At 33.2% G+C, this 26708-nt stretch carries 25 protein-coding genes and 1 pseudogene; 13 read left to right on the top strand and 13 right to left on the bottom strand.

Annotation, left to right across the window (positions count from 1 at the left end; genetic code table 11):
- Positions 1-113: 113 nt before the first annotated feature.
- Entirely contained in the window at positions 114-893 is a 780-nt protein-coding gene (locus BOW55_RS14130; RefSeq protein WP_241686569.1) for a hypothetical protein, read from the bottom strand.
- A gap of 141 nt (positions 894-1034) precedes the next feature.
- Here BOW55_RS14130 and mnmA point away from each other — a divergent pair, with 141 nt between their 5' ends.
- The 4 genes from mnmA to BOW55_RS14110 are packed head-to-tail and all read left to right on the top strand — an operon-like array spanning position 1035 to position 5257.
- Positions 1035-2222, top strand: coding sequence for a tRNA 2-thiouridine(34) synthase MnmA (gene mnmA, locus BOW55_RS14125; RefSeq protein ID WP_129024638.1), 1188 nt, complete (start codon positions 1035-1037; stop codon positions 2220-2222).
- Between the two features lie 42 nt (positions 2223-2264).
- Positions 2265-3866, top strand: a complete 1602-nt coding sequence (locus BOW55_RS14120; RefSeq protein WP_129024637.1) for a S8 family serine peptidase — start codon at positions 2265-2267, stop codon at positions 3864-3866.
- Between the two features lie 13 nt (positions 3867-3879).
- Positions 3880-4824 (top strand): nitronate monooxygenase family protein, encoded by a 945-nt coding sequence (locus BOW55_RS14115; RefSeq protein WP_129024636.1) that lies wholly within the window; start codon positions 3880-3882, stop codon positions 4822-4824.
- Positions 4825-4843: 19 nt separating this feature from the next.
- Positions 4844-5257 (top strand): hypothetical protein, encoded by a 414-nt coding sequence (locus BOW55_RS14110; RefSeq protein ID WP_129024635.1) that lies wholly within the window; start codon positions 4844-4846, stop codon positions 5255-5257.
- 66 nt (positions 5258-5323) lie between these two features.
- On the opposite strand, the gene BOW55_RS14105 is transcribed toward BOW55_RS14110, so the two are convergent.
- Positions 5324-5761 carry a DUF4268 domain-containing protein gene (locus BOW55_RS14105; RefSeq protein WP_129024634.1) on the bottom strand — a complete coding sequence of 146 codons (438 nt, stop codon included), beginning with the start codon at positions 5759-5761 and terminating at the stop codon, positions 5324-5326.
- Between the two features lie 257 nt (positions 5762-6018).
- Here BOW55_RS14105 and BOW55_RS14100 point away from each other — a divergent pair, with 257 nt between their 5' ends.
- Together BOW55_RS14100 and BOW55_RS14095 are read left to right on the top strand one after the other, a co-directional pair.
- Positions 6019-6669, top strand: coding sequence for a CoA pyrophosphatase (locus BOW55_RS14100; protein WP_129024633.1), 651 nt, complete (start codon positions 6019-6021; stop codon positions 6667-6669).
- Between the two features lie 126 nt (positions 6670-6795).
- Positions 6796-7626 carry a 1-acyl-sn-glycerol-3-phosphate acyltransferase gene (locus BOW55_RS14095; RefSeq protein WP_089055109.1) on the top strand — a complete coding sequence of 277 codons (831 nt, stop codon included), beginning with the start codon at positions 6796-6798 and terminating at the stop codon, positions 7624-7626.
- Positions 7627-7765: 139 nt separating this feature from the next.
- On the opposite strand, the gene BOW55_RS14090 is transcribed toward BOW55_RS14095, so the two are convergent.
- From BOW55_RS14090 to BOW55_RS14080, 3 genes are all read right to left on the bottom strand, one after another.
- The gene (locus BOW55_RS14090) at positions 7766-8398 is read right to left on the bottom strand and encodes a hypothetical protein (RefSeq protein ID WP_129024632.1); all 633 of its coding nucleotides are present in this window, start codon (positions 8396-8398) and stop codon (positions 7766-7768) included.
- 8 nt (positions 8399-8406) lie between these two features.
- Complete coding sequence (locus BOW55_RS14085; protein ID WP_129024631.1) at positions 8407-8901, bottom strand: RNA polymerase sigma factor; 495 nt, start codon at positions 8899-8901, stop codon at positions 8407-8409.
- A gap of 161 nt (positions 8902-9062) precedes the next feature.
- Positions 9063-10124 (bottom strand): DUF3810 domain-containing protein, encoded by a 1062-nt coding sequence (locus BOW55_RS14080; RefSeq protein ID WP_129024630.1) that lies wholly within the window; start codon positions 10122-10124, stop codon positions 9063-9065.
- 236 nt (positions 10125-10360) lie between these two features.
- On the opposite strand from BOW55_RS14080, the gene BOW55_RS14075 reads away from it, so the two are divergent.
- A complete protein-coding gene (locus BOW55_RS14075; RefSeq protein WP_129024629.1) occupies positions 10361-11821 on the top strand; it encodes an aminoacyl-histidine dipeptidase in 1461 nt (486 codons plus the stop codon).
- A 387-nt stretch (positions 11822-12208) separates the two neighbouring features.
- Here BOW55_RS14075 and BOW55_RS14065 read toward each other — a convergent pair whose 3' ends face one another.
- The 4 genes and pseudogenes from BOW55_RS14065 to BOW55_RS14050 form a co-directional block, all read right to left on the bottom strand.
- Positions 12209-12982, bottom strand: coding sequence for a carboxypeptidase-like regulatory domain-containing protein (locus BOW55_RS14065; protein ID WP_089055103.1), 774 nt, complete (start codon positions 12980-12982; stop codon positions 12209-12211).
- Between the two features lie 253 nt (positions 12983-13235).
- Positions 13236-15130: pseudogene (locus tag BOW55_RS14060) on the bottom strand (DEAD/DEAH box helicase).
- A 194-nt stretch (positions 15131-15324) separates the two neighbouring features.
- Complete coding sequence (locus BOW55_RS14055) at positions 15325-15903, bottom strand: non-canonical purine NTP diphosphatase (RefSeq protein ID WP_129024628.1); 579 nt, start codon at positions 15901-15903, stop codon at positions 15325-15327.
- Positions 15878-16222: a DUF2809 domain-containing protein gene (locus BOW55_RS14050; protein ID WP_256371700.1), complete on the bottom strand. Its 345-nt coding sequence runs from the start codon at positions 16220-16222 to the stop codon at positions 15878-15880. The genes BOW55_RS14055 and BOW55_RS14050 overlap by 26 nt, the downstream gene beginning before the upstream one ends.
- Before the next feature lie 261 nt (positions 16223-16483).
- Between BOW55_RS14050 and BOW55_RS14045 the strand changes: the two genes are divergently transcribed.
- The gene (locus BOW55_RS14045) at positions 16484-16888 is read left to right on the top strand and encodes a hypothetical protein (RefSeq protein WP_129024626.1); all 405 of its coding nucleotides are present in this window, start codon (positions 16484-16486) and stop codon (positions 16886-16888) included.
- Between the two features lie 110 nt (positions 16889-16998).
- On the opposite strand, the gene BOW55_RS14040 is transcribed toward BOW55_RS14045, so the two are convergent.
- Together BOW55_RS14040 and BOW55_RS14035 are read right to left on the bottom strand one after the other, a co-directional pair.
- Positions 16999-18513 (bottom strand): FMN-binding glutamate synthase family protein, encoded by a 1515-nt coding sequence (locus BOW55_RS14040; protein WP_129024625.1) that lies wholly within the window; start codon positions 18511-18513, stop codon positions 16999-17001.
- 31 nt (positions 18514-18544) lie between these two features.
- A complete protein-coding gene (locus BOW55_RS14035; RefSeq protein ID WP_089055097.1) occupies positions 18545-19327 on the bottom strand; it encodes an NYN domain-containing protein in 783 nt (260 codons plus the stop codon).
- A 200-nt stretch (positions 19328-19527) separates the two neighbouring features.
- Here BOW55_RS14035 and BOW55_RS14030 point away from each other — a divergent pair, with 200 nt between their 5' ends.
- The 5 genes from BOW55_RS14030 (at position 19528) to BOW55_RS14010 (ending at position 24921) form a co-directional block, all read left to right on the top strand.
- Positions 19528-19977 carry an Rrf2 family transcriptional regulator gene (locus tag BOW55_RS14030; RefSeq protein WP_129024624.1) on the top strand — a complete coding sequence of 150 codons (450 nt, stop codon included), beginning with the start codon at positions 19528-19530 and terminating at the stop codon, positions 19975-19977.
- A 21-nt stretch (positions 19978-19998) separates the two neighbouring features.
- Positions 19999-20517 (top strand): azurin, encoded by a 519-nt coding sequence (gene azu, locus BOW55_RS14025; protein ID WP_129024623.1) that lies wholly within the window; start codon positions 19999-20001, stop codon positions 20515-20517.
- Between the two features lie 91 nt (positions 20518-20608).
- The gene (locus tag BOW55_RS14020) at positions 20609-22846 is read left to right on the top strand and encodes a nitric-oxide reductase large subunit (RefSeq protein ID WP_129024622.1); all 2238 of its coding nucleotides are present in this window, start codon (positions 20609-20611) and stop codon (positions 22844-22846) included.
- 19 nt (positions 22847-22865) lie between these two features.
- A complete protein-coding gene (ric, locus tag BOW55_RS14015) occupies positions 22866-23597 on the top strand; it encodes an iron-sulfur cluster repair di-iron protein (protein ID WP_089056602.1) in 732 nt (243 codons plus the stop codon).
- Between the two features lie 100 nt (positions 23598-23697).
- Positions 23698-24921, top strand: coding sequence for a cbb3-type cytochrome c oxidase subunit I (locus BOW55_RS14010; RefSeq protein ID WP_241686568.1), 1224 nt, complete (start codon positions 23698-23700; stop codon positions 24919-24921).
- A 389-nt stretch (positions 24922-25310) separates the two neighbouring features.
- Here the strand turns inward: BOW55_RS14010 and BOW55_RS14005 are convergent, their stop codons facing one another.
- Together BOW55_RS14005 and BOW55_RS14000 are read right to left on the bottom strand one after the other, a co-directional pair.
- Complete coding sequence (locus tag BOW55_RS14005; RefSeq protein WP_129024621.1) at positions 25311-25910, bottom strand: SCO family protein; 600 nt, start codon at positions 25908-25910, stop codon at positions 25311-25313.
- A gap of 16 nt (positions 25911-25926) precedes the next feature.
- A complete protein-coding gene (locus BOW55_RS14000) occupies positions 25927-26700 on the bottom strand; it encodes a formylglycine-generating enzyme family protein (RefSeq protein ID WP_129024620.1) in 774 nt (257 codons plus the stop codon).
- Between the last annotated feature and the right edge of the window lie 8 nt (positions 26701-26708).

Raw genomic sequence — 26708 nt, 5'->3', positions numbered from 1 at the left:
TTTTGAATTTACCTTTTCTACTATCTTTTTATCGGTTTCTTTGATGAAAAAAAGTATCAACCTCAATTTTTAATTCCACTTTTTTTGAAAGCAGTTTATTGATGTTTTCATCTTTAAAAAACCTTTGTATAAGCCATAATAGGAATCTTTCGGTTTTTGCCTAATAGAACTAAATGGCTCAGCGGTGTTTGCAGCTCATTTACAATAATCCCTCTTACGTTGGGTAAAACATCAGGTGTACCGTCTAAAATTACAATTTCGTTTGAGTTTGGTTTTCGGCTTTCTAAATCTTTGATTTTGTATTGTTTTAAAATGCCGACATTATTCCCAGAAACCACTTCTTGGTAGGTAAGTTCATTAAAAATATAATCTGATTTTACGCAGGGAATTTTAAACTTATTCTGCTGAAACCATTCCATTTGCTCGGGATTGTTCAAATAGAATTTTAAATTTTTTCCAATAAAAGTCGAGTTTGTTACAAGATTAAAAAAACGTTCTATAAGCGGAATCGGCATATGATCTGAAGCTGCCAATTCAAAAATCCACTTATCAGTTTCTTTAATGTGATTTAAATTTCCTAGTAAAAAATCACGGTCTTTTTGAGTATTGCTGTAATTTTCATTATTAAAAACTTCTAAATCTTGATTGTAATGCAGATAATTTAGTGCGAAATCATAATGAAGAGGAATCAACGTACTGTTGAAATAATACATTTTCTGTTTTCGTAAATCATAGATTACTTTTACAGATTCTATATTCGAAAATTTATCAGACAAAGGTTTTCCTCTAAATGCCTTAAAAGCTTCATAATCTGATAGCGTTGACGAGTGCTTTTGAGCACTTAAAGACATCAAAACAAAATAGAATAACAGAGTGTAAATGTATTTTTGCATGACGATTTTATTGAATAATAAAAGTAATTAATTAAACAATAAGTTTTATCTACCGCAGGATTATATAAACCAATTAAAACTACTGCAATTATCTATAATTTGGCTTACCTTTGCACCCTTGTAAAATATAAACATTTTAAAATGAAACGTGTAGTTGTTGGTCTTTCAGGTGGAGTAGATTCTAGTGTTGCAGCTTATTTATTACAGCAGCAAGGATACGAAGTTATTGGGCTTTTTATGAAAAATTGGCACGATGACTCAGTTACTATTTCTAACGAATGTCCTTGGTTAGAAGATAGTAATGATGCTTTATTAGTAGCTGAAAAACTTGGCATACCGTTTCAAACTGTTGATTTAAGCGAACAATACAAAGAAAAAATCGTTGACTATATGTTCAATGAATATGAAAAAGGAAGAACTCCAAATCCTGATGTTCTTTGTAATCGCGAAATCAAATTTGATGTTTTTATGAAAATTGCATTAAGTCTTGGTGCAGATTATGTTGCAACTGGACATTATTGCCAAAAAAGCGAAATTGAAGTTAATGGAAAAACGGTATATCAATTAGTTGCTGGAAATGATGTTAACAAAGATCAATCTTACTTTTTATGTCAATTATCGCAAGAACAATTATCAAAAGCTTTGTTCCCAATTGGAGCTTTAACTAAACCAGAAGTTCGTGAAATAGCTGCTGAAATGGAATTGGTTACAGCCGAAAAGAAAGATTCGCAAGGATTATGCTTTATTGGAAAAGTACGCCTGCCTGAGTTTTTACAACAAAAATTACAGCCAAAAGAAGGTAAAATTGTTCAAATTGATAAAAATGATCCAATTTACAATATCGAAAAACCAACTGGTTTATCACTTGAAGAGGAATTAAAATTAGAAGCTCAAAAACCGCAATATATTCCAACAATGGGAAAAATAATGGGTAATCATCAAGGAGCACATTATTTTACTAACGGACAACGAAAAGGTTTAAATGTTGGAGGCACCACAGATCCTTTGTTTGTTATTGCGACTGATGTTGATACCAATACTATTTATACAGGATTAACGAGCAATCATCCAGGTTTATTTAAAAAAGCCTTGTTTGTTGGGAAATCTGAAATACATTGGATTCGCACAGATTTGACTTTGAAAACTGGCGAAACGATGGAAGTAATGGCTAGAATTCGTTACCGTCAGCCTTTGCAAAAAGCCACTTTGCATCAATTTGAAGATGGAATGTATGTTCGTTTTGAAGAGCCTCAATCTGCCATTACCGAAGGTCAGTTTGTAGCTTGGTATTTAGAAAATGAATTAGTTGGTTCGGGAGTAATTTCTTAGCTTTATACTTTTTTACGGGGTTTTCCTTTTAAAAAAGTATTTATGCGACATTATTTTGTTTTTCTTTTAATATTCGTTTCCACTTTGGCATTTGCTCAAGGGGAAGATGCATGGGTATATTTTACTGGAAAGCCAAACGCTCAGGACTTTTTTAATAATCCATCGCAAACATTATCACAACGAGCTTTAGACCGTCGTACAAAACAAAATATTGCCTTAAATATTTCAGATGTTCCTATTGAGATAACCTATGTAAATCAGGTTAAAGCAAGCACGGGAATTTCTGTAATGGCACAGTCAAAATGGCTCAATGCAATTCACGTTAGAGGAACGCAGGTAAATATAACGGCGCTAAAATCATTTATCTTTATTGATAAAATAGTTTTTTCTAATAAAGCTTTGAACAAAACAGCAAAACCTGCGGCGGCTCATGCTGCGGCAAAAACAAAAGAAAAGCTAAATACTACAATTGATTACGCTTACGGGAATTCGGTAAATCAAATTCAAATGTTGAATGGGCAAGTACTGCATCAACAAAACTATACAGGTTCAGGTAAAATAATTGCTGTTTTAGACGGAGGTTTTCCGGGAGTAAATACAACACAGCCTTTTAAGAGATTAAGGGATAATAATTTGATTTTAGGCGGTTACGACTATGTAAATCGAAGTGCTGATTTTTATTCTGGGAATAGTCATGGAACCTCAGTTTTATCTACAATGGGCGGTTATACTGAAAATTCTTTGGTAGGAACCGCGCCAGATGCTTCTTATTATTTGTTTATTACAGAAGATAATGCCAGCGAGAATCCTGTTGAAGAATCGTATTGGGTTGAAGCGGCTGAGCAGGCAGATGCTTTTGGAGCTGATATTATTACAACCTCATTAGGGTATTTTGGATATGACGAGCCAAGTTATAGTCATACCTACAGCGATATGAATGGCACAACAAATTTTATTTCAAGAGGTGCAGAAATAGCTTTTAGTAAGGGAATAATTGTTTTGGCTGCAGCCGGAAACGAAGGAACAACTGCAGAACCGCATATTGGCGGCCCCGCAGATGCAGTTTCAGTTATTACCGTAGGTTCAGTTAATGCTTCAAAAACAAAAGCCGGTTCAAGTTCTATCGGGCCAAGTTTTGATAATCGAATTAAGCCGGATGTTATGGCGCAAGGTGTTGCGGCAGTTGTTTCTAATGCAGCAGGAAATATTGGAACAGCAAACGGAACTTCTTTTGCTTGTCCAATAATGGCAGGAATGGCAGCTTGTTTATGGCAGGCTTTTCCATCAAAAAATAACAAAGAAATTAGACAAATGATACTGCAGTCTGCAGATCGCTATACAAGTCCTGATAATAATTATGGGTACGGAATTCCAAACTTTGGCTCAACTTTGGGTTTAGAAGCGTTTCAATCTACGACTGATTTTTTGGTTTATCCAAATCCAGTTCAAACAACTATTTCTTTCTCATTTACTAATCCTAAAGCGTCAGTGTCAATTTACTCTGTTTTAGGACAAAAATTGATCGAAAAAGAAATCACCAATCAAAATCCATTACTTTCTGTAGAAACTCTAACCAGCGGACTTTACTTTTATACTTTTGATAGTGAAGGTCTGCATAAAACAGGAAAAATAATTAAACAATAACAGCCCAATCTGCATGAACAAAATTACCAAACTCTTCAATATAAAATATCCAATAATACAAGGCGGCATGATCTGGAACAGCGGTTACAAACTGGCTTCGGCTGTTAGTAATTCTGGCGGTTTAGGTCTAATAGGCGCTGGATCAATGTATCCCGAAGTTTTAAGAGAACATATTCAGAAATGTAAAAAAGCGACAGATAAACCTTTTGGAGTTAATATTCCTATGTTATATCCAAATATTGAAGATATAATGAATATTGTGGTCGAAGAAGGCGTTAAAATCGTTTTTACTTCTGCTGGAAATCCTAAAACATGGACTTCATTTTTAAAAGAAAAAGGAATTACGGTAGTTCACGTAGTAAGCAGTAGTGTTTTTGCCTTAAAAGCCCAAGAAGCCGGTGTTGATGCTATTGTTGCTGAAGGTTTTGAAGCCGGAGGTCATAATGGACGTGAAGAAACGACAACGTTGACTTTGATTCCAATGGTGAAAGAAAAAGTACAGATTCCTATTATCGCTGCGGGTGGAATTGCAACAGGAAGAGGAATGCTTGCGGCAATGATTTTGGGTGCCGATGGTGTTCAGGTAGGAAGCCGTTTTGCAGCTTCAATAGAATCTTCTGCTCACAATAATTTTAAGCAAGCGATAGTTAATATAAAAGAGGGAGGAACTCAATTGACATTGAAGGAATTAGCTCCTGTTCGATTAGTGAAAAATAAATTCTATCAAGATGTTCAGGATTTGTATGAAAAATGTCCGTCTAAAGAAGAATTAGTTCAGTTATTAGGAAGAGCCAGAGCAAAAAGAGGAATGTTTGAAGGAGATCTTGAAGAAGGCGAATTAGAGATTGGACAGGTCGCAGGATTAATTCACGAAATTTTGCCCGTAGAGCAAATTATTCAAGAAATGATAGCCGATTTTGAATCTGCCCGCAAAGAAAAAGCTACATTTGAGTTTTAATTATCCGCAAGAAATTTATATGAATTCTATACGCACTTATTTAGTATTATTATTGTTTTTAGGTTTTGGAATGCATTATGCTCAAGGTCAATCGTATCATTTTAAAACTTCGGGTTTTAGTGTGTTAGAAAAAACAGAAAAAGGAAAATGGGGCGAGTGGTCCAATCTTGATTTAGTAAATCTTTCGGTTGTTTTAGATACAGACAAACACAGAATTGTGGTGTACTCGCAAGAAATTCAGCTTTTTAAGATATTAGATTATATCGAACGCGAAGAAAATGATACTGATATTGTGTATTCCTTTATGTGCAAAGACAATGACGGAAAGGAGTGCAAACTTTCAATTATAACACGTAAAAAGCAAGATTATCGCAAACAGCTTTACATCAATTATGACGATCATATTATTGTTTACAATATTTTTAATGTATAAAAAAAACCTCTTAGGTTTGATAATAAAACCTTAGAACCTTAGTATCTCAGAACCTTAGCGCCTTCCTTAAGCATCAACATCCTTAATAAATTCATCATATTCTAGATAAAACATTTCGAGAGCATGCATTTTTTCGTTGAAGAAATCAAAAATGGCATCCCAATTATTGCGATTACTGAAACCTACTCCAGTTTTCTCGACCCAGATTCTACTAATCGTTTTACCGCTTTCTAAAGTGTGATTTTTTTCAAAAACTAAATCTTTGATGAATTCTTCATCAAGAATATTTTTTAAAGCTTCTAATTTTTCAAAGTAAGCATTTCGTTTTTCATCACTTCGTTGCTCGATGTCAATTAAAACTTGAGCTTTTTTATTATCGACATAAAATTTAAAAGAGAAATCTTTTATCTTGGTATCATAAAGAACCCATTTTCTTGGGTATTTTTCGGCAAAAGCAACCCAAAATTCTCTTTTTATTCTTTGTGATTCTTCTTTACTATACATTTTATTTTTATGGCTTTGCTTTAGAAAACTTGTAGAACCGCATTTTCTAGAGTATATTTATATTTTAATTTGAGATTCTGTTTAGATTTTATATATCAGAATTTTTATGAGATTATTTCTTGATAGATGAGGCAAATTTAGAAAGAATAATGAATTTATTTTTTATTAATTTAACGAAATATAGCGAGAAATAATCAGTAAAAAAAGGAGAGATAAAATCTAAACAGAATCTAATAATACAAAAATAAACTTTGAATATGGATTTTCAAGACTTTTTGAAATTTGTTCCTAATTTAATTCCGATTGAACTGCCGGCAGAATTAGCACACATGAAAATGGCTCCAAAAGAACGTCTTGAAGCTTTAAAAAATATTAATCTAGAGGCAAAGAATCCTAGAATAGCAGCTGTTATGATGCTGTTGTATCCAAAGAAGGATAAAACACATTTGGTTTTGATTGTTAGAAACGCCTATAATGGTGTACATTCATCGCAAATTGCTTTTCCTGGCGGGAAATATGAAAACACAGATTTAGATTTTAGAGAAACCGCATTAAGAGAAACACATGAAGAAATTGGTGTAGCTCCAGAAAAAATAGAAGTTATCAAGGATTTTACACCAATGTATATTCCGCCAAGTAATTTTTTGGTGCATCCGTTTTTAGGAATTTCAAATGAAGAATTGTCATTTTATCCAGATATTCGCGAAGTCGCTGCAATTATAGAACTGCCATTGTCTGTTTTTTTAAGCGACGAAATTATAATCGAGGCCACATTATCAACTTCTTATGCAAATGATGTTTTAGTTCCTGCATTTAATATTCAAAATCATATTGTTTGGGGAGCAACAGCAATGATTTTAAGTGAATTGAGAGATGTCTTAAAAACTAGTTTTGAAAATAAATTATGAAGTTTTTAATTTAACAATTTGATATTCATGTTTATAGTAGTTTATTTTTGAAATTGCCTAAAAGTACTGCTAAACGATTTATTTTTGTATGTTTGCGTCCTAACCTCAAAAACAGAAAATAAAGTTATGGGATTGTTTAAACGAAATCCTTTCGGACATATATTATTTATCAAGAAATGGTTAATCCGAATCTTGGGAGCTATGACGCACCGAAGATACAGAGGTTTTAATGAATTGCAGATTGAAGGATCTGAAATCATTAAAACATTGCCAGATAATAATGTATTGTTTATTTCTAATCACCAAACTTATTTTGCCGATGTTGTAGCAATGTTTCATGTGTTTAACGCAAGTTTAAGCGGACGTCAAGACACTATTAAGAACATTGGTTATTTGTGGCAGCCTAAAATGAATTTGTATTATGTCGCTGCCAAAGAGACAATGCAGGCTGGTTTACTGCCAAGAATTTTAGCTTATGTTGGAGCAATTACAGTTGAAAGAACTTGGCGCTCAAAAGGTGTCGATGTTACTGAAAAACGTGATGTTAATCCAAACGATACCGAAAATATTCGTATTGCTCTCGAGGACGGATGGGTTATAACATTTCCGCAAGGAACAACTAAGTCATTTAAGCCCGTTCGTAAAGGAACAGCGCACATTATAAAACAGCATAAACCTATTGTAGTTCCTATTGTTATAGATGGATTTCGTCGTTCGTTTGATAAAAAAGGACTTCGTTTAAAAAAGAAAAACATTCTGCAGTCTTTTATCATAAAAGAACCGCTTGAGATTGATTATGAAAACGATACAATTGAACAAATTGTAGAAAAAGTCGAATATGCAATCGAACAGCATCCATCATTTTTAAAAGTAATTCCTGCTGAAGAGATTAAAGTTGAGGAAGAACTTAATGAAATGAGAAGATGGAGTTATAAAGCTCCAGAAAATGGATATTAAATTTTAATTTTTTTGTTTGCTTCGCTAATTCGGCTAGAACCTCGTGTCGTTTCAGGTTTAAAAAATAGCTTGGTGTCTTAATCCAGTTGTTTAAAGAAAAACCTTTGAGCCTTTGCCTCTCTGCACCTTTGCCACTAAACTAAAAATCAATTTTCTTCAACTCCTTGTAGTTTGCGTATAATCTTCGTAAAAGAGTTCCGTACAGTAATCTATAGAAACACCAGAATAATCCAAAGAAGCCAAGTATTACAAAAATTAAAATTCCAACTGTAAAAAGCATCGCTTTACCATCTTGGGCAAGTTTTTCTTGGAAAAAAGCCATATCTGGATTATAGACATATCCTATAAAAAAGCTGAAAATAGAGGAAACTACAATCATTCCTAAATTGTACCAAACATAATATTGAACTGTTTTTCTAGTTCTTAAAATGGTACTCATTAAAGATTTGGTAGCCACTGTAGTCGAAATTGTTGTATAGTTTTTATAGAAAATGTATACAAAAATTAATCCCACTAAATAATTCATATAAGTCAAGTATTCAAGTGCAGCCACAATTTCCGGATGATTCATTTTTTGTAAAACATCATCAGTATTGATAAATAAATTGGAGAAAGTCCAAAAGGAAATTTCGAGAATGCTTATAATTAAAATCCACTTCACAATAGAAGATGATTTTTTATGAATCATTTTGTAGATTTCTTGTTCAGAAATTTGCTCAAAAGAATCCGAGTTCTTTTTCCAGTCTTTTTTTAGTAAATCCAGTTCTTTCATAATAATTTTTAAGGATTTAATATTTTTTTAAGTTTCCCTTTAATTCTGTTCATTTTCACGCGCGCATTCACTTCGCTGATTCCTAGAGTTTCAGCTATTTCTTGATAGTCTTTATCTTCTAAATACATAAAGACCAATGCTTTTTCGATATCGTTTAGCTGATAAACAGCTTTGTACATTAATTTAATCTGCTCTTCTTCTTCATAGTTGTAGTCAACATCTTTTACAAAATGCTGATGACTTTCGTAATCTACGGTAGATATAGTCCTTTTGGTTTTGCGATAGAGAGTAATTGCTGTATTTAAAGCAACGCGATAAGTCCAAGTCGAAAATTTACTGTCGCCTCTAAATTTTGGATACGCTTTCCAGAGCTGAATGGTGATTTCCTGAAACAAATCTTTGTGTGCATCTTCGCCGGCAGTATATAATCGACAAATTTTGTGGATTATATTCTGATTTGCCTGCAATTGCGTAACAAATGATTGTTCTAGGTTTTCGGTCATAAAAGTATTAGTAGTGTTGAAATCTATTTTGTTACAAGACTTGACTATTTTTTTGCCACGAATTTCACAAATTTATCGAATTACATATCAAAATGATAAAGATAAAGTTGAGTTTTAGTTTTTAAAAATCCGTGCTAATTCATGCAATTCGTGGCAGCTTCCTACAGTTGTCGTGTTTTGTAATAATTAATGGTCAAATCTATAAACTTGCTGTAGCTTTCCATTCCGTCTTTTTGATTGTTTGATTTTAAGAAACTATCATAAATAAAATGGAAACCTTCATCAATAAAAGTATCATATTGTTTCCAGAAATCCTGACTTTCCTGATAGTTTTTTAAAATTCCAGAATTTACTTGTTTCTTTAGAGTATTAAATATTTTTTCGTTTTTATATTTCCAAATACTTAAGCAGTAATGTAATGTAAAGCTATAACCTGCATATTGGTAATAAGGATTGTTGTTTTTAACAGATGCTAAAACGCCAATAAAATTACATTCATTTTCACTAGCAAAACCAATCTGATGTGCCATTTCGTGAGCTGTGGTTTGCGGAAAATTATACATTGGCAGTAAATCATTAATTTGAGCTTCGTTAGTAAAAGGATTTAAATAACCGCCAAAACCCATATAAGTTAATGGTGTACTGAAAAGTGATTTTTTAACGCTTAGAATTTCGTATTTAAAGTAAGGATGTTCTTGTGCTAGATTGTTATAGCCGTTTAAAATCATTTTAAAAGATTCTTTTTGCGAATACGGAAATACAATTTTTTCATTTTTATTTTTTGTGATTTCAAACTGAACTTCATTGGTTTTAGCGATTAATCGTTTTGTGAAAGCTAAAAGATCAGCATCAGTATATTCTCTTTTGATTTCCATTTTTACGAAAAGAGGCTCACGATAATAATTGAAAGCCCATAAAAGATGAAAGAAAAAATAAAAGATTGAAATTTTACCCAAAATCGTTAAAATATGATCTTTCCAATCTGTTCTCCATGTTTTACGTATTTTCCAAAACCAAATTATTGCGGAAAGTATAAGGACTGCATAAATACAATCACCTACAGAAAAGGGAATTTTTCCTAAAAGTGTTCTTGAGAAGTGCGAAATTCTAACAAATAAATTGTTGCTGTAAAAACCTTCGACATAATCTGAAAAATAAGGCAGAATTTTTAAAACAATAATTTGTACAAGTAAAAATAATGGCAGAATGTATTTTGATCTCACAGTTTAAATTTTGAATATGTAAATATAAATACAATATCGATTGATAAAAAAGTTAAATGCGAATTCCTATAATTTTCATTAATTAATGTTTTTCAAATTACGCAAGAGTCTTTAGTGTTCTTGAAATTGTATTTTAATTCAATACAATTAGTTCTAATTCGTGAAATTCGTGGCGAAAAAAAGTATAAACTTTGTAACTTTGACAATCTTAATTGTTAAACATCAAACAAAATATAATGAGTCAGGAAATAAGAAATCTGGAACCAAAAGAACTTTGGAACAAATTTGCAGATTTAAATGCAGTTCCACGTCCATCAAAAAAAGAAGAGCGTGTAATCGAGTTCATGAAAAACTTTGGAAACAGCTTAGGTTTAGAAACTTTTGAAGACGAAATTAGAAACGTAATCATTAGAAAACCTGCAACTCCGGGAATGGAGAATCGAAAAGCAATCGTAATGCAGGGGCATCTTGATATGGTGCACCAAAAAAATGCAGATACTGTTTTTGATTTCGATAAGCAGGGAATTGATATGTATGTAGATGGTGACTGGGTTCGTGCTCGCGGTACAACGCTTGGTGCAGATAATGGACTTGGAGTTGCTACAATCATGGCAGTTTTAGAAAGCAAAACAATTGCACATCCTGCAATAGAAGCTTTGTTTACAATCGATGAAGAAACGGGTATGACTGGAGCATTAAACTTAAAAGGAGGAATTCTTCAAGGGCAGATTTTATTGAATTTGGATACTGAAGAAGACGACGAAATTGATATAGGATGCGCTGGAGGAATTGATGTAACAGCTACAAGAACATATCACGATGAAGAAGTTCCAGAAGGTTCTGTGGGGTATTCTATTACTGTAAAAGGATTAAATGGAGGTCACTCAGGAATGGATATTCATAAAGGATTAGGGAATGCTAATAAGATTATGAATCGTTTGTTATTTGATGCTTTTGAAAACTTTGGTTTACAAATTGCAGAAATCAACGGAGGAAGTCTTCGAAATGCAATTCCTAGAGAAAGTGTTGCAAAAGTGATTATTTCTGAAATGTTTGATGAAGCATATCTTTTTGATATGCAGGAAATCATTAATGATATTAAAGCAGAATATAAAACAACTGAACCAAACTTATCGATAGAAATCGTTAAGACAGATTTACCTGAAAAAGTAATGGATTTAGGTGTTCAGGAAGGAATTATTAGAGCGATTTACGCGGCTCATAATGGTGTTTATAGAATGAGCGCTGATATGGCTGATTTGGTTGAAACATCAAATAATATTGCTCGTGTAATCATAAAAGACGGTGAGATATTGGTAGGATGTTTAACTCGTTCTTCTGTTGAATCTTCTAAATTTGATTTGGCTAATTCTTTACGTTCAGCATTTGAATTGGTTGGATGCGAGGTAGATCTTTCTGGATCTTATCCTGGATGGACGCCAAACGTGAATTCAGAAATTTTAGAAGTTTTAAAAGAAATTTACGAAAAGCAAAATGGTGAACAGCCAAAAGTTGTCGCTTGTCACGCTGGTTTAGAATGTGGAATTTTAGGAACAAATTACCCTGAAATGGATATGATTTCTTTTGGACCAACAATTCATGGTGCACACTCACCAGATGAAAGAGCTAGTATTTCATCTGCTCAAAAATATTGGAAATTTGTATTAGAAATTCTTTCTAATATTCCAGTTAAATAATAGTAATTTAGTGTTCAGTTTTTTAGTAATCAGTTTTCTGATATCTTAAAAGCTGAACACTTTTTAAATTCTGTACACTTAAAAAAAACGGATCACTGAACACTTTTTAGTGCCAATAAATCTGTACACTAAAAAAACTGCCCACTGAACACTAGTTTCTAGTCTCTTTTAGGAGAATTTTTCTTTTCTCTTTTTTCCTCTTTCTTTTCTTTAGCCGTTTTTAACGGTTCTTTTTTTGCTGTTTTTTTAGCATCCTGACCTTTTGCCATTCGTAGTTGTTTTTTAATTGATTAATAAGTAAATATAGCTTTTTAAAATCCTAAAGAGCATAAAAAAAATCCTCAATTAAAAATTGAGGATTTCTGTATTTATGGTAAGAGTAAAATTTTAATTCCTTTTAAGTACTTTATATTGTTCATAACAACCGCTGATAGCGTCTAAAATTTGAAGGTCATTTGCTGTTTGAATAAAAGCATCTGAATAGTTACAACGGTGCATAATTTCAGGGATTTCATCCTTGCTTATTCCTAAAAGTACAGCAATGGTTTCGCGGTCATATTTGGTCTCTAGCAAGTTTCTAATCGTGTCATCTTTCTTCATGTCCTTCAGTTTCTTGAGTTCTTTTCCATTTTTCCCAAAGAAATTATAAAGCATATCGGCTGGATTGAAAATAGAACCTAATACTTTTCCGAAAGCATTTGGAGAATATTCACCCGCTTCATAACCTTGCGTAAGACCAGAAATACTGTAACGATAATTTTCTTTTGTAGGAATTAATTTTGAGTCAACCTCGAGATATCCAGTTAAAGTAAAAGGAGCGATAATAACTTCTTCAAGCGCGATCGCTTTTTCAGTAAGCTGAATGCGGGTAACTTTATTTTTTATCCAGTCATTTGTTACTCTAATTCTAAGAGATTGAAATCCTAGTAAAGAAAAGTGAATAGTGTCATTAGGCTGCACATCAATTTCAAAATACCCTTTTGCGTCAGATTTTGCGCCGCGTACCTTGTTGGTGTTGATGATGTTTACGTTTGGAAGAGGTTGTTTACTATCGTCGTTTATAATATAGCCCGAAACTCTTTGCGGGGTTGTAGGCTCGATGTCCTGCGCAAAACTAACGGTAGAGAATAGCATAAAAAAGAAAACTGCGAAATATTTCATATCCTGATTTAAAGCACTAAAAGTAGTAAATAGAGATTAAATATTTCGCAGTCTTCGAATATAATTATAAGAAAATTAACAAAGACAGCAGCGTTGCTTTTAGTATTTAAATAAAAAAGGATAAGGAAGTTTAAATTACATTGTTTTGGATTACAAAAGTCATTTTTAGTGATTAGATTCCTAAAAGTAAAAAAAATCCCAAATTCCAATTATGTCTGGAATTTGGGATTTTATATTTTAAGATATTAAAGAATTAATCTCTTCTTGGTCTTCTTGGTCTTGGTGAATCACCAAAGCTTTCAGAACGTCTTGGAGCTCTATCAGAACCACCTTCGTTTCTTTTGAAGCCACCTTCTCTACGAGGAGCAGACGAGTTTCTGTCGCTTCTAAAACCACTTTCTCTAGGAGCAGAGTTTCTGTCGCTTCTAAATCCTCCGCCAGAACCTTCGCGTCTTGGAGCAAAGTTCCCTTCTCTTCTTGGTCCAGAACTTCTTCCGCCGCCACGGTTATTGTGGTCGCGTCTTCCGCCTCCGTCATTTTTAGAGATTTCAACATTAATACGACGTCCTTCTAATTGAACGTTGTTTAATACTTCCATTACTTTATCAGTATGCTCAGGATCTGTGTTGAAGAAAGAGAAACCTTCTTTTACATCTACCTTGAAAACGTCATCACGACCTAAATCTAATGTTTCTTTCAGGTAATCTTTAAGTGACATCCAATCGAAATTGTCTCTTGATCCAATGTTTACAAAATAACGAACTGCTCCATTATTATTGAATTCTCTTGGTTCAGAATCGTTTCTTTCGCGTCTTTCTCCTGAAGATTGAGATGAAATGTCTCTGTTCTTTTTGTAGTAAGCAATAAAACGATTAAACTCTACTGAAACCATTTTCTTAATTAATTCTTCTTTAGATAAATCTTCAAGAACATTGTTGATTGCTGGTAAATAGTTGTCAATTTCGTGATCAACTTCAGTATCTTTAATTTTATTAGCTAAGTGTAATAATTGAATTTCGCAGATTTCAATTCCAGATGGAATTGTTTTTCTTCGAATTTTTGTTTGATGATTCTTTCGATAGAAGAAATTTTACGTAACTCACTTTTTGTAACGATTACAATAGAAGTTCCTAATTTTCCAGCTCTACCAGTACGTCCTGAACGGTGGTTGTACGTTTCGATCTCATCAGGTAATTGGTAGTTTACAACGTGAGTTACGTTATCAACATCAATACCACGTGCAGCAACGTCAGTAGCAACAAGCATCTGAATTTGTCTTCCACGGAAAGATTTCATTACACCATCACGCTGCGCTTGAGATAAATCTCCGTGCAATGCAGCCGCGCTGTATCCATCTTCGATAAGTTTTTCGGCAATAGCCTGAGTATCTCTTTTTGTACGACAGAAAACCACAGAGAAAATATCTGGGTTAGCATCTGCCAAACGTTTTAAAGCTTCGTAACGATCACGAGCATTTACTAAGTAAAATTCGTGAGAAACTGTAGATGAACCAGAGTTTTTAGCTCCAACAGTAATTTCTACAGGCTCGCTCATGAATTGTTTTGCAATTCTAGCAACCTCTTGCGGCATTGTTGCAGAGAACAACCATGTGCTTTTTTCGTCTGGAGTATCTGATAAAATAGATACGATATCTTCGTAGAATCCCATGTTTAACATTTCGTCAGCCTCATCAAGAACACAGTAATCTATGTTTTTAATGTTAACTAAACCTCTGTTAATCATGTCTTGCATTCTTCCTGGAGTAGCCACAATAATTTGTGCTCCTCTTTTTATTTCTCTTGCCTGCTCTGTAATACTAGCTCCTCCGTAAACTGCTACCACATTAATACCTTTTTCGTATTTAGAGTAGTTTTTAAGTTCGTTAGTAATCTGTAAACAAAGTTCGCGTGTTGGCGATAAAACTAATGCTTGTGTATTTCTGTTGTCGGCATCAATTTTTTGAATTAGCGGAAAACCGAAAGCTGCCGTTTTCCCTGTCCCTGTTTGAGCCAACGCAACCATATCCGTGTCTTTTTCCAATAATAGGGGAATCGCCTTTTCCTGTACCTCTGACGGATTTTCAAATCCTAGATCTAAAATCGCCTTCAGTAACGATTCATTCAATCCTAATTGTTCAAATTTATTCATATGTGTTTTTAAAATAGGGTGCAAAATTACTGTTAATTATTCAGATAAACTAATGCAATTTTAAGAATTATGTATTTGTTATGATTTGATTATCAAAAAGTTATGTTTAGTGTAAAATGATTTTTTGAAAGAAATCGAAAAAAAAACGTCTTGAAATATCAATTTTGTTCCTTAAAATGTTGTATTTTAAACAATTATTTTGTTCTGTTCAGGAAATCAATAAGTTGCTCGGTTGCCTTTGCACGATGGCTGATTTTATTTTTAACTTCAGCTGATAATTCAGCAAAAGTCTCACTGTAATTTTCGGGTTGAAAAATAGGATCGTACCCAAAACCATGATTTCCAGTTTTATTCAAAGTAATAGTTCCTTTTGCCAAGCCGGTAAAAAGATGCTGAGCACCATTTAAATTTAAGGCAATAACGGTCTTGAACTGTGCACTGCGATCTTCTTCGTTTTTCAGAGAATCCAAAAGTTTATTCATGTTATCATCAGCATTTTTCTGCTCACCTGCATATCTTGCCGAATAAACGCCTGGTTCTCCATTTAAAGCTTTTACTTCTAATCCAGTATCATCTGCAAAACAGTCGTAACCATACTTTTCAGTTACATAATCAGCCTTTAAAATCGCGTTGCCTTCAATTGTATCTGCTGTTTCTGGAATTTCTTCATGACAGCCAATATCTTCTAAGCTTAAAAGCTGAATAGATCCGTTAAGAATACTTTGAATTTCTTTGATTTTATTTAAATTATTTGAAGCGAAAACGAGTTTCATGAGTGTTATATTTTAAAGTGAATTTTTCGATTAAAAAGATAAAAGCAATTCCAAATGTATAAGCAAGAATATCACTCCAAAGAAAACCTTGTCCTAAAACGTATCTTCCGAAAAGTGTTTTTCTGAGTGCTGTGATCCAGCCGCTTTGATAAAGCTGCAAGAACTCAATGCTGTAACATATTAGTAGAGAATAGATTATTATAAAAATGGTTTTTTTATGGGGAAATAAGATTCGAACCAGAAAATAAATCATAATCGCATATAGAAAATCACCAATCCATAACGGAATAAATGAGATTTTCCTTGAAAGAATTCCCAAAAGAATAATGGTCAGAAATAAAACGGAATATTGTATTCGGGTTTTGTTCAAGTTTATTTTTTTGCTTCAAGCAAAATTACGATTAATCTTTTAAGTTGTCTCTCTTTACAAAATTTTAAATTATAATGAAAAGGAGTTAGAAATAAATGAAACTATAAACAGGTCTGCTTTATTTTATGAATTTACAAATTCGATAAATTACACAGATTATTATTATCTTGAAGCACTTTTAAGACTTCAAAAAATTAAATAAAATAGATTATGCTAAAGAAAATCACTCAAATTTCGCTTGCGGTTATTATGGTGTTAATGGTTGTAAGCTGTAAAAATGCGAAACAAAAACTTCAGGAGTTTGTTACTTCTTATAATGCTGCGGCACCAGATTTTAAAGCTGAAAATGTTACACTGACAACAGCTCGAGGATATATTAATGATGATAAAATTGAACTGCGATTTGAAACTAATTTAGAACAAAACGCTCCTAATAAATTAGCGGCTGGTATTGCGTTTGATAAATTATTGAAGGAAATGATAAAGAAAAATCAAATTCCTAAAGATCTGGTAGAAGAAGGGATTCAGTTTGATGCCTATTTTTTGGCAGATGATAATACCGTTTTTGTAAAACAGATTATAAATAAAGAAACGTTGCCAGAACTACTGAATTAAACTTATTCGATGCGTTTTATAAAATAATTATTGAGTGTACTCAATAGTCATTTTGGTAAAGTTTGAGTTATAATAAAAATGCCTCTTTAATATTAAAGAGGCATTTTTGTTTAATTTATTTTGGTAACATTTGTCAGATTATCTGGAAAATAGAGTTCTGATAAATTGGTAAACTCATCACCACGCATAAATATATTAATATCCACATCGGCAAAAGAAGTTTTTCCTGCTGCAGCCAAAAGTTCGTTTGCAGAATGAAGTGTATTTTTATGAAAATGATACACACGATCTGATTTATCTGTAACAACCAAACCTTTCATCAGCATTTTGTTTTGTGTAGCAACTCCTGTTGGGCATTCGTTATTATGACAACGTAAAGCTTGAATACAGCCTAAAGAAAACATAAAACCACGAGCACTATTACACATATCTGCACCTAAAGCAATGGCGTGCAGAATAGAATACCCAGAAATAATTTTCCCGCTTCCAATAATGCGTATTTTGTCACGAATATTTAATCCAATCAATGTTTTGTTTACGAATATTAAAGCAGGCTCAAATGGCATTCCTACACCATCAGCAAATTCTAAAGGAGCAGCGCCAGTTCCTCCTTCGGCACCATCAATAGTTATAAAATCAGGATAAATATCTTCCGCAATCATTTCGTGGCAGATTGCCTCAAATTCAGCTGTGTTACCAATACATAATTTAAAACCAATAGGTTTTCCGTTTGATAATTCTCGTAACTGTGCAATAAAGTGAATCAAACCTTTAGAATCAGAAAAAGCATGATGACCCGGAGGTGAAAGAATCATTGTATGCGGTTGAACTCCTCTAATTTTCGCAATTTGTTCCGTATTTTTTTTTGCTGGAAGCACACCTCCATGTCCTGGTTTTGCGCCTTGAGAAAGTTTAATTTCAATCATTTTTACGTTTGGAAGATTTGCCTTTTCAGAGAAATTTTCCGGGCTGAAGTTTCCTTCGGCATCACGACAGCCAAAATAGCCTGTACCAATTTGCCAAGTAATATCGCCTCCGCCGGCAAGATGAAATTCAGTTAATCCGCCTTCTCCAGTATTTTGATAAAAATTCCCTTTTTGAGCGCCAATATTTATAGCACGAACGGCGTTTTCGCTAAGCGAACCAAAACTCATTGCAGAAACATTAAATAAAGAAGCGGAGTAAGGTTGTTTACAGTCTTTTCCACCAACTAAAACACGAGGTAATTCTTCGTTAACTTTAGCAGGGAAAATAGAATGTTTTATTCCTTCATAGCTTTCAGTGTTTAAATTTTGCTGTGTTCCAAAAGGAGTACTAGAATCGATATTTTTGGCTCTTTGGTAAACTAATGAGCGCTGGTTTCTGGAAAAAGGTTTTCCGTCAGTCGATCTTTCAATAAAATATTGCTGAATTTCGGGTGCGATCATTTCAAATAAATATCTGAAATATCCCAAAACCGGGAAATTTCTTAAAATAGCATGTTTTTCTTGAGATGCATTGTAAGCACCAACAAGTAATAATATTGGAAGAATTATTACTAATAAAAAACCGCGTCCAGTATAATAGTAAATTGCTGCAACAATTAGAAACAATAAGAATCCGTAGATAAAGAATTTTTTTCTCATGTTTTTAAAGTATTAATAAGGTAAAATTTAATTAGTTGAATCGTAATCTAACATAGACATGTTTAATGCCTTTTTTGTCAGATTCTCTTTCATCGATTTCTAGAATATCCGTAAGTGATTTCAGCATTGGTGTAAGCTTAGAAAATCCGTAATTCCTTGGGTCAAATTCAGGTTTCTTTTTTACGATCAGATTTCCAACATCTCCCAAAAATGCCCAGCCGTCATCATCTTCAATATCTTCAATAGTAGCTTCAATAAGTTCGATAGTTTGTTTATCAATTTTATGCAATGCTTTTTCTGCAGGTTTTTCAACCAGTTTTTTAGTATCAGCAGCAACAACCGTTTTCGGTTTCTTTTTCTGAATTGCACCGTCTAAAACTTCAATATAGATAAATCTATCGCAGGCAGCAATAAAAGAACTTGGTGTTTTCTTTTCGCCTATACCAATTACTTTCATACCGGATTCTCGAAGTCGTACTGCTAAACGGGTAAAATCGCTGTCGCTTGATACGATGCAAAAGCCGTCAAGTTTTCCTGAGTAAAGTAAATCCATGGCATCTATAATTAAAGCAGAATCCGATGAATTTTTTCCAACCGTATAACTATATTGTTGAATAGGAGTAATGGCATGCTCCAATAATACAGATTTCCATCCGTTTGCATTTGGCTTCGTCCAATCAGCATAAATACGTTTTGTAGTTGGTGTGCCAAACTTTGCGATCTCTTCCATCATGCCTTTTACATTGCTGTAAGGAACATTATCTGCATCGATAAGAACAGCTAATTTTAGATCTTTTGAGTTGCTTAAAGCCATTATTTCAATATTAGAAAAATTAGTATTCTCAAAGTTAAAATTAAAATTGGTTTTTATATGAATTTTAGGTCAAATAAGTGTTTTAGCGGTTCTAAATTATTTTGGTTATAAATAAGTTTTTGTTTTAGAAAATTAATTAAAGATAAATTTGTCTTTTATAATAAAATTAGATAATTTTGTATGGAATTAATTAATGAGATATGTTTTCAAAAGCGTGTGAGTACGGAATTAGGGCTTCTATTTTTATTGCAACGAAATCTACAAAGGGAATAAGGGTTGGAATAAAGGATGTGGCAAAGGAAATTGATTCGCCGGAACCGTTTACGGCTAAGATTATGCAGATTTTGACTAAAAGCGGAATAATTCATTCGGCTAAAGGAGTTGGGGGAGGATTTGAAGTTTCGAATGGGGCATTAAAAACAATAAAATTAATTCAGATTGTAGATGCCATTGATGGGGATAAAATTTATAGAGGCTGCGGTATTGGATTAAAAGAATGTTCTGAAGAGCATCCGTGTCCAGTTCATCATGATTTTAAAAAGATTAGAGGCTTACTTTTAGAGATGTTGACTAAAACTACTCTCGAACAGCTGGCATTAGGAGTAAAATCAGGAGACTTTTTTTTAAAGACATTAAATATAAATGATTAATATTAAATAAATACCTAAAAAATGAATACAAAAACCAAAATTTCACTATTGATCCTAATGGGATTTTTAACAATAACTTCTTGCGGTAAAAAAGAAACTGCACCAGTTGAAGAGCAAACAGAAACTTCAACAGAAGGAGAAGCTGCTCCAGTAACTTCAACTGCAGAAAATGTATTAGTTATTGAAGGAAACGACCAAATGCAGTTTAGCACCAATGAATTGAAAGCAGTTGCAGGAAAACCAATCACGCTTACTTTAAAACATGTTGGTAAAATCCCAAAAGAAGCGATGGGACATAATTTAGTAGTTCTTCAAGAAGGTACAGATCAAGCGGCTTTTGCTTTGAAAGCGAATGATGCTAAAGCAACTGATTTTATTCCAGAATCTGAAAAAGCTTCAATTATTGCTCACACTAAATTATTAGGAGGAGGAGAAGAGGATACAATCGAGTTTACAATTGATAAAAAAGGATCATATCCATTTATCTGCTCTTTCCCTGGTCACGTGGCTATGATGAAAGGTGTATTGATTGTTGAGTAAATAACCAAAACTCCGAATCCATTAAACAAGATTTGGAGTTTTTTTAAAAACAAATAAAAGATAAAAATGTCTTTTATTGAATTAAAAAGAAATGAAAAGAGAAAAAAAATTGTGGATAGTCTTTATTTTAGTAATGGCTATATCATTTTCTGTATTAGGTTATTACGGCTACGAAATTTATCAACAAGCTCCACCGGTACCAAAAGAGATTGTTTCTGATGGCGGTAAAGTTATTTTTTCTGAAGAAGAAATTAAGGACGGACAAAATATATGGCAGAGTATAGGCGGACAAGAAGTTGGCTCAATTTGGGGGCACGGTGCTTATGTTGCGCCAGATTGGACGGCAGATTGGCTGCATCGCGAGGCAGTTTTTATACTGGATAAATTTGCCCAACAAGACTTTAATAAAAAGTTTGATGAACTTGATGAGGAAAAACAATCGGCCTTAAAAGTTCGTTTGCAAAAAGATGTACGAACTAATCGATATGATCCCAATACAGGAGTTCTTACTATATCTGAAAACCGTGTTGCGGCAATTGAAGGTTTGAGTGAATATTATAAAGGTCTTTTTACCAATGATCCAAAATTCGATAAACTGAGAGAGGAATATGCAATTCCTAAAAACTCTATTAAAGATGAAGAGAAAATGCATAAAATGAATGCGTTTTTCTTCTGGGCAACATGGGCAACGGTTACAAATCGTCCTGATTCGGATATTTCGTATACGCACAATTGGCCGGCAGATGAATTAGTAGGCAATAAAGCAACAAAAGAACTTTTAGCTTGGTCTGGTGTTAGTATCATCTTATTGATTTTAAGTGTTGGTATTTTAGTGTTTTATCATGCAAAATCAGGTGAAGAGGAAGAATTTCCACTTCCAAAAGAAGATCCAATCATTAAACAAGGTAAAACTCCATCAATGGGGTTGGTTACAAAATATTTCTGGATCGTTAGTTTGTTAATGATTTTGCAAATGGTGTTCGGGATAATAACGGCTCATTATGGTGTTGAAGGAAATGGTTTGTACGGTATTCCAATCGATCAAATTTTACCTTATGCCGTAACAAGAACATGGCATACACAATTGGCTATTTTCTGGATCGCAACAGCTTGGCTGGCAACTGGACTGTATATTGCGCCAGCAGTTTCAGGTAAAGATCCTAAATTTCAATGTTTTGGAGTAAACTTCTTATTCGTTGCTTTATTGATAATTGTTTTGGGTTCAATGGCTGGACAATGGTTTGGTGTAATGCAGAAATTGAATTTAGTACAAAACTTCTGGTTTGGTCACCAAGGTTATGAATATGTTGATTTAGGTCGTTTTTGGCAGATTTTCCTTTTGGTTGGATTGTTTTTATGGCTTGCTTTAATGATTCGTCCATTAATACCAGTTTTAAAGAAAAAAACAGAAGAAAAAAATCTAATCATTTTATTCCTAGTTTCTTGTACTGCAATTGCAATGTTTTATGGAGCTGGTTTAATGTGGGGAAGACAAACCAATCTGGCTATTGCTGAATATTGGAGATGGTGGGTTGTTCACCTTTGGGTTGAAGGATTCTTTGAAGTATTTGCGACGGTGGTTATTGCTTTCTTGTTTGTTCGCCTAGGATTATTGAAAACTAAAACTGCAACATTGAATGTTTTGTTTGCAACGATTATTTTCATGTCAGGAGGTATTTTGGGAACTTTTCACCATTTGTATTTCTCAGGAACTCCAACAGCAATTATGGCATTAGGAGCTACTTTCAGTGCATTAGAAGTTGTGCCTTTAACTTTAATTGGATTTGAAGCGTATCAAAACTATAAAATTTCAAAATCAACACAATGGATTGCTGATTACAAATGGCCGATTTATTTTATGATTTCTGTAGCATTTTGGAATTTTCTCGGAGCTGGAATTTTCGGATTTATTATCAATCCTCCAATCGCACTTTATTATGTACAAGGTTTAAATACTACGCCATTACACGGACATACCGCTTTGTTTGGGGTTTATGGAATGCTAGGAATAGGTTTAGTATTATTTGTATTGAGAAGTTTATATAGAAATGTAAACTGGAATACTAAACTGCTTAAAATTACTTTTTGGAGCTTAAATATTGGTTTGTTTTTGATGGCAATATTGAGTTTACTTCCAATTGGAGTATGGCAGGCAATCGAAAGTATTGATCACGGTATGTGGTATGCTCGTTCTTCTGAGTTAATGCAGCAGCCGGCAATGATTACCTTAAAATGGCTTCGTGCAATAGGAGATTCTATATTCGGAATCGGATTTATAACAATGGCTTGGTTTGTATTTGACCTGACCTTAAAAAATAAAAACAAATAAAAATTAAAAATTGATTATCATGGAAAATTTAAAAAATAAAACAATCGGATCTTTTGTAGCTCAGGATTTTAGAACAGCTGCAGTATTTTCAAAATATAGAATTGATTTTTGCTGTAAAGGAAACAGAACAGTAACTGAAGTATGTGAAAAACAAAAAATAGATTCTGATGCTTTACTGCAAAGTGTTTATGAGGTTTTACAATCAGAAAATAATGGTTCGATAGACTTTAATTCTTGGCCTTTAGATTTATTGGCAGATTATATAGAGAAAACGCATCATCGTTATGTAGAGGAAAAATCGCAGACTCTTCTTGCATTTTTAGATAAATTATGCAAAGTACACGGAGCAAACCATCCAGAGTTATTTAGAATAAATGAGTTGTTTATAGGTTGTGCAGGAGAATTGTCTCAGCATATGAAAAAAGAGGAGTTGGTTTTATTTCCTTTTGTAAAAAGAATGGTGAAAACAAAAGAATCTGACGGAGTTTTATCACAGCCTTCGTTTGGTACTGTATCAAACCCAATTGCAATGATGATGCATGAACATGACAATGAAGGAGAACGTTTTAGAGAAATTGCGAGTCTGACAAATAATTATACACCTCCTGCAGATGCTTGTACAACGTACAGAGTAACTTTTGCAATGCTTAAAGAGTTTGAGGAAGATTTACATAAACATATTCATTTAGAGAATAATATCTTGTTTCCCAAAGCTGTTGCTCTGGAGAAAGAATTTGTTGAAGTAGAATAACGATTAAATTTTAATAGTCGAAAACACCGATAAATGTCAAAGTATTGAGTATTATCGGTGTTTTTTATGGCAACTATTTACTACTTTTAATATTCTTAAAATGGAATTTTTTAAAATGTATTCTCAAAAAAACTGGATTATTTGCTGCTTTTTTAATTTCTTGATTGCTTGTGTTTTCGGGTTGTTAATGCGGTATGTGTATCTTTTTCCTTTAGACTTTATAAACTATAGTTTTCTGTTGCATGCACATTCTCATGTGGCGATGCTGGGCTGGGTTTATATGATGGTTTATGTTTTAATTGTGCACTTTTTTATTCCGAAAGAAAAAAGTGAGAAGCCTATTTATGGCCGTTTGTTTTGGTGTACCGAAATTGCGGTTATCGGAATGATGGTTACTTTTCCTGTTCAGGGGTATGCCTTGTTTTCGATCATTTTTTCAACCATGCATATTTTATTGAGTTATCTTTTTTGCAGATTGGTTTGGAAAGATAGTTTTAAAGATAAAACTCCTGCCGTCAGATTTTTAAAATCGTCTGTTTTGTTTATGATTTTGTCTACTTTTGGAGTTTGGTGTTTAGGTCCTGCAGTTAGCACGCTTGGCAAACAAAGTGCATTTTATCAAATAGCTATTCAGTTTTTTCTTCATTTTCAGTTTAACGGCTGGTTTTTGTTTGCCGTTTTAGCTTTGTTTTTAAAACAATTTCAACATACAATTGATAAACGAAAGTTCAAGATGTTTTACTCTCTTTTGATTATTTCTATCTTTTTAACAGTTGCATTTCCTATTCGATGGTTTGTAGAAAATAACATTTTGAATTGGATTAATACTCTTGGAGTTGTATTGCAATTGCTCGCTTTTATTTACTTCTACAAAATGCTTAAACCTCAAATAATCGATTTTAAAGCCAATTTGAATCGAACTGCAATGTTATTTTATAGTTTAGCTTTGTGTTCTTTATTCCTGAAAATAGGGATTCAATTATTGACAGTTTTTCCAAATATTGCCGAAGTTTCACACCAAATTAGAAATTTTGTAATTGGTTTTATTCACTTAACAACTTTAGGAATTATAACCGGTTTTTTGTTTGGAATATTAGTCCAAAATAAAATGCTTTCAGGTGATTCTTCTGTAATGAAAAATGGAGCAAAGTGTTTTATTTTAGGATATATTGCTACCGAAGTTTTGTTGTTTTTTCAAGGTGGGTTTTTCTTTTTTGGAAAAGGGACGATTACATTTTATTATCAAAGTGTCTTGATATTCAGCTTGCTTCTTGTTTTGGGATTAGTTTTAATGATGACCTCAATAAGAAAAGATCATTCGTAAAATAAAAAAATCCCAGAGGGACGATATATTTATAGAATGTTCGTCTGCGACATGTAAAAGCCTCTGCGGAGCAATACATTTTGGAATTGTATTGAATAGGATATATCGCTCCGCTGGAGCTTTAAAACCTGAATATAATATTGTCTATAAATATTTAGCTTCTCCGAAGCTATTGATCAGACAGATATATTTTAACGATAATTTCAATAATAAAAAAACATTCAGATGAGAAGTCCCAGAGGGACGGTATATTTATAGAATGTTCGTCTGCGACATGTTAAAGCCCCAGCGGGGCGACATTTAACAAAAGGCTTATAAACAAAAAACAAGAGCCGATCCATTCCTAAAATCTACTCTTGTTTTTCTACTAATCAACCTATTTACTATTTCTAAATTTTTTCTGCTTCTTGATTTATTGTTGTTATGGTTTTGTCATTGTTTACGCCCAAACCTTCCTGCTGAAATATTAATTCTCCATCTGGATTAAAAACGCTTATAATATTGGAATGCGAAAAATCTATTGGAGAGATCTGCTTGTAATTAACGGCCAAAACTGCGGCAAACTCACGAGTGTTTTCTTCTGATGATCGTAAAAACAACCAGGGATCTTGATTCATTTTATTAGCAATTGCGAAATCTTTTAGTTTTTTTGGAGTGTCAGTTTTGGGATCAATACTCACTAAAATAAGTTTTACATGCTGTTTTGTACTTTTATTAAGTTTCGATTCAATATCTCTCATATCTGCCACTAATCTTGGGCAGGCAGCTTTACAACTGGTGTAAATCATAACCATAACAAGAACATTTCCTTTTAGACTTTTCAATTCAATATCTTTTCCGTCTTGAGTTGTCCATTTTGATGGCAAATTGTAAATTGATAAATCACTAATCTCTTTGTTTACAGGTGCTGAATCCTTTTTCTTGTCTGACTCTTTACAGCTTTGCAAAGAGAATAAGAGAATAAATACAGCGATAATTGTTTTTTTCATTTGAAAGTAATTTAAGTTATCGTTTTGGGTTTGTATCGCTGGCACATCTAAAACCTAGATTTCGAGTAGAATACTGTGCTTTAAGACTTCCTCTAAAAGCGTAACGCATAAATGCCGCATAATCCATTAAATCTGTTGCATTTACAGAACCGCTTCCGCAGAATAAATTCTTGTCGCTGCTTTTGTCTTTTCTCGATTCCCCAGATAAAAAAATGCTGTTAAAATCGGATGTCCATTCCCAAACTAAACCATGCATATCGTAAACTCCCCAATAATTTTTGAAAGTTTTTCCAATTTGATTTTCGTAAGTTCTCGATTTCTCATACCAAGATAAGATGTATTCATTGAATTGTTTTTTAGTTCTGGCATCAACTTTTTTTTCATCGGCCATAGCCACATATTCCCATTCATCCATTGTAGGTAATCGTTTTCCTTGGCATTCGCAGTATTTTTTGGCAGCAAACCAAGAAACACTTGTTACAGGTGATTTAGGATTTGCACTTCCAAAATCAAAATCATTAGTCCAATACGACAAATAACTTTTGTCGGCAAAAATCCCTTTTATTTTAGATTTTGCATACGAAGGATTTTTTTTGACGAAGTTTAAAAACTCACTATTTGTAACAGGATAAATATCCATGTAGAACGATTTTACAACTACAGGTTTTTTGGAGGTGGCTCCGTAAAGAGGGACAAATGAACCCTCTTTTATCGGAACCATTCCAGATTCTTGCGCTTTTAATCCTGTAAGCATCAAGAAAAGAATAAGAATGAAAATGTTTTTTTTCATGCGAAAAA

Origin of the sequence: Flavobacterium sp. YO12 (assembly GCF_004119495.1) — a bacterium.
Taxonomy (GTDB): domain Bacteria; phylum Bacteroidota; class Bacteroidia; order Flavobacteriales; family Flavobacteriaceae; genus Flavobacterium.
This window is presented reverse-complemented; position numbering and strand designations above follow the sequence as displayed.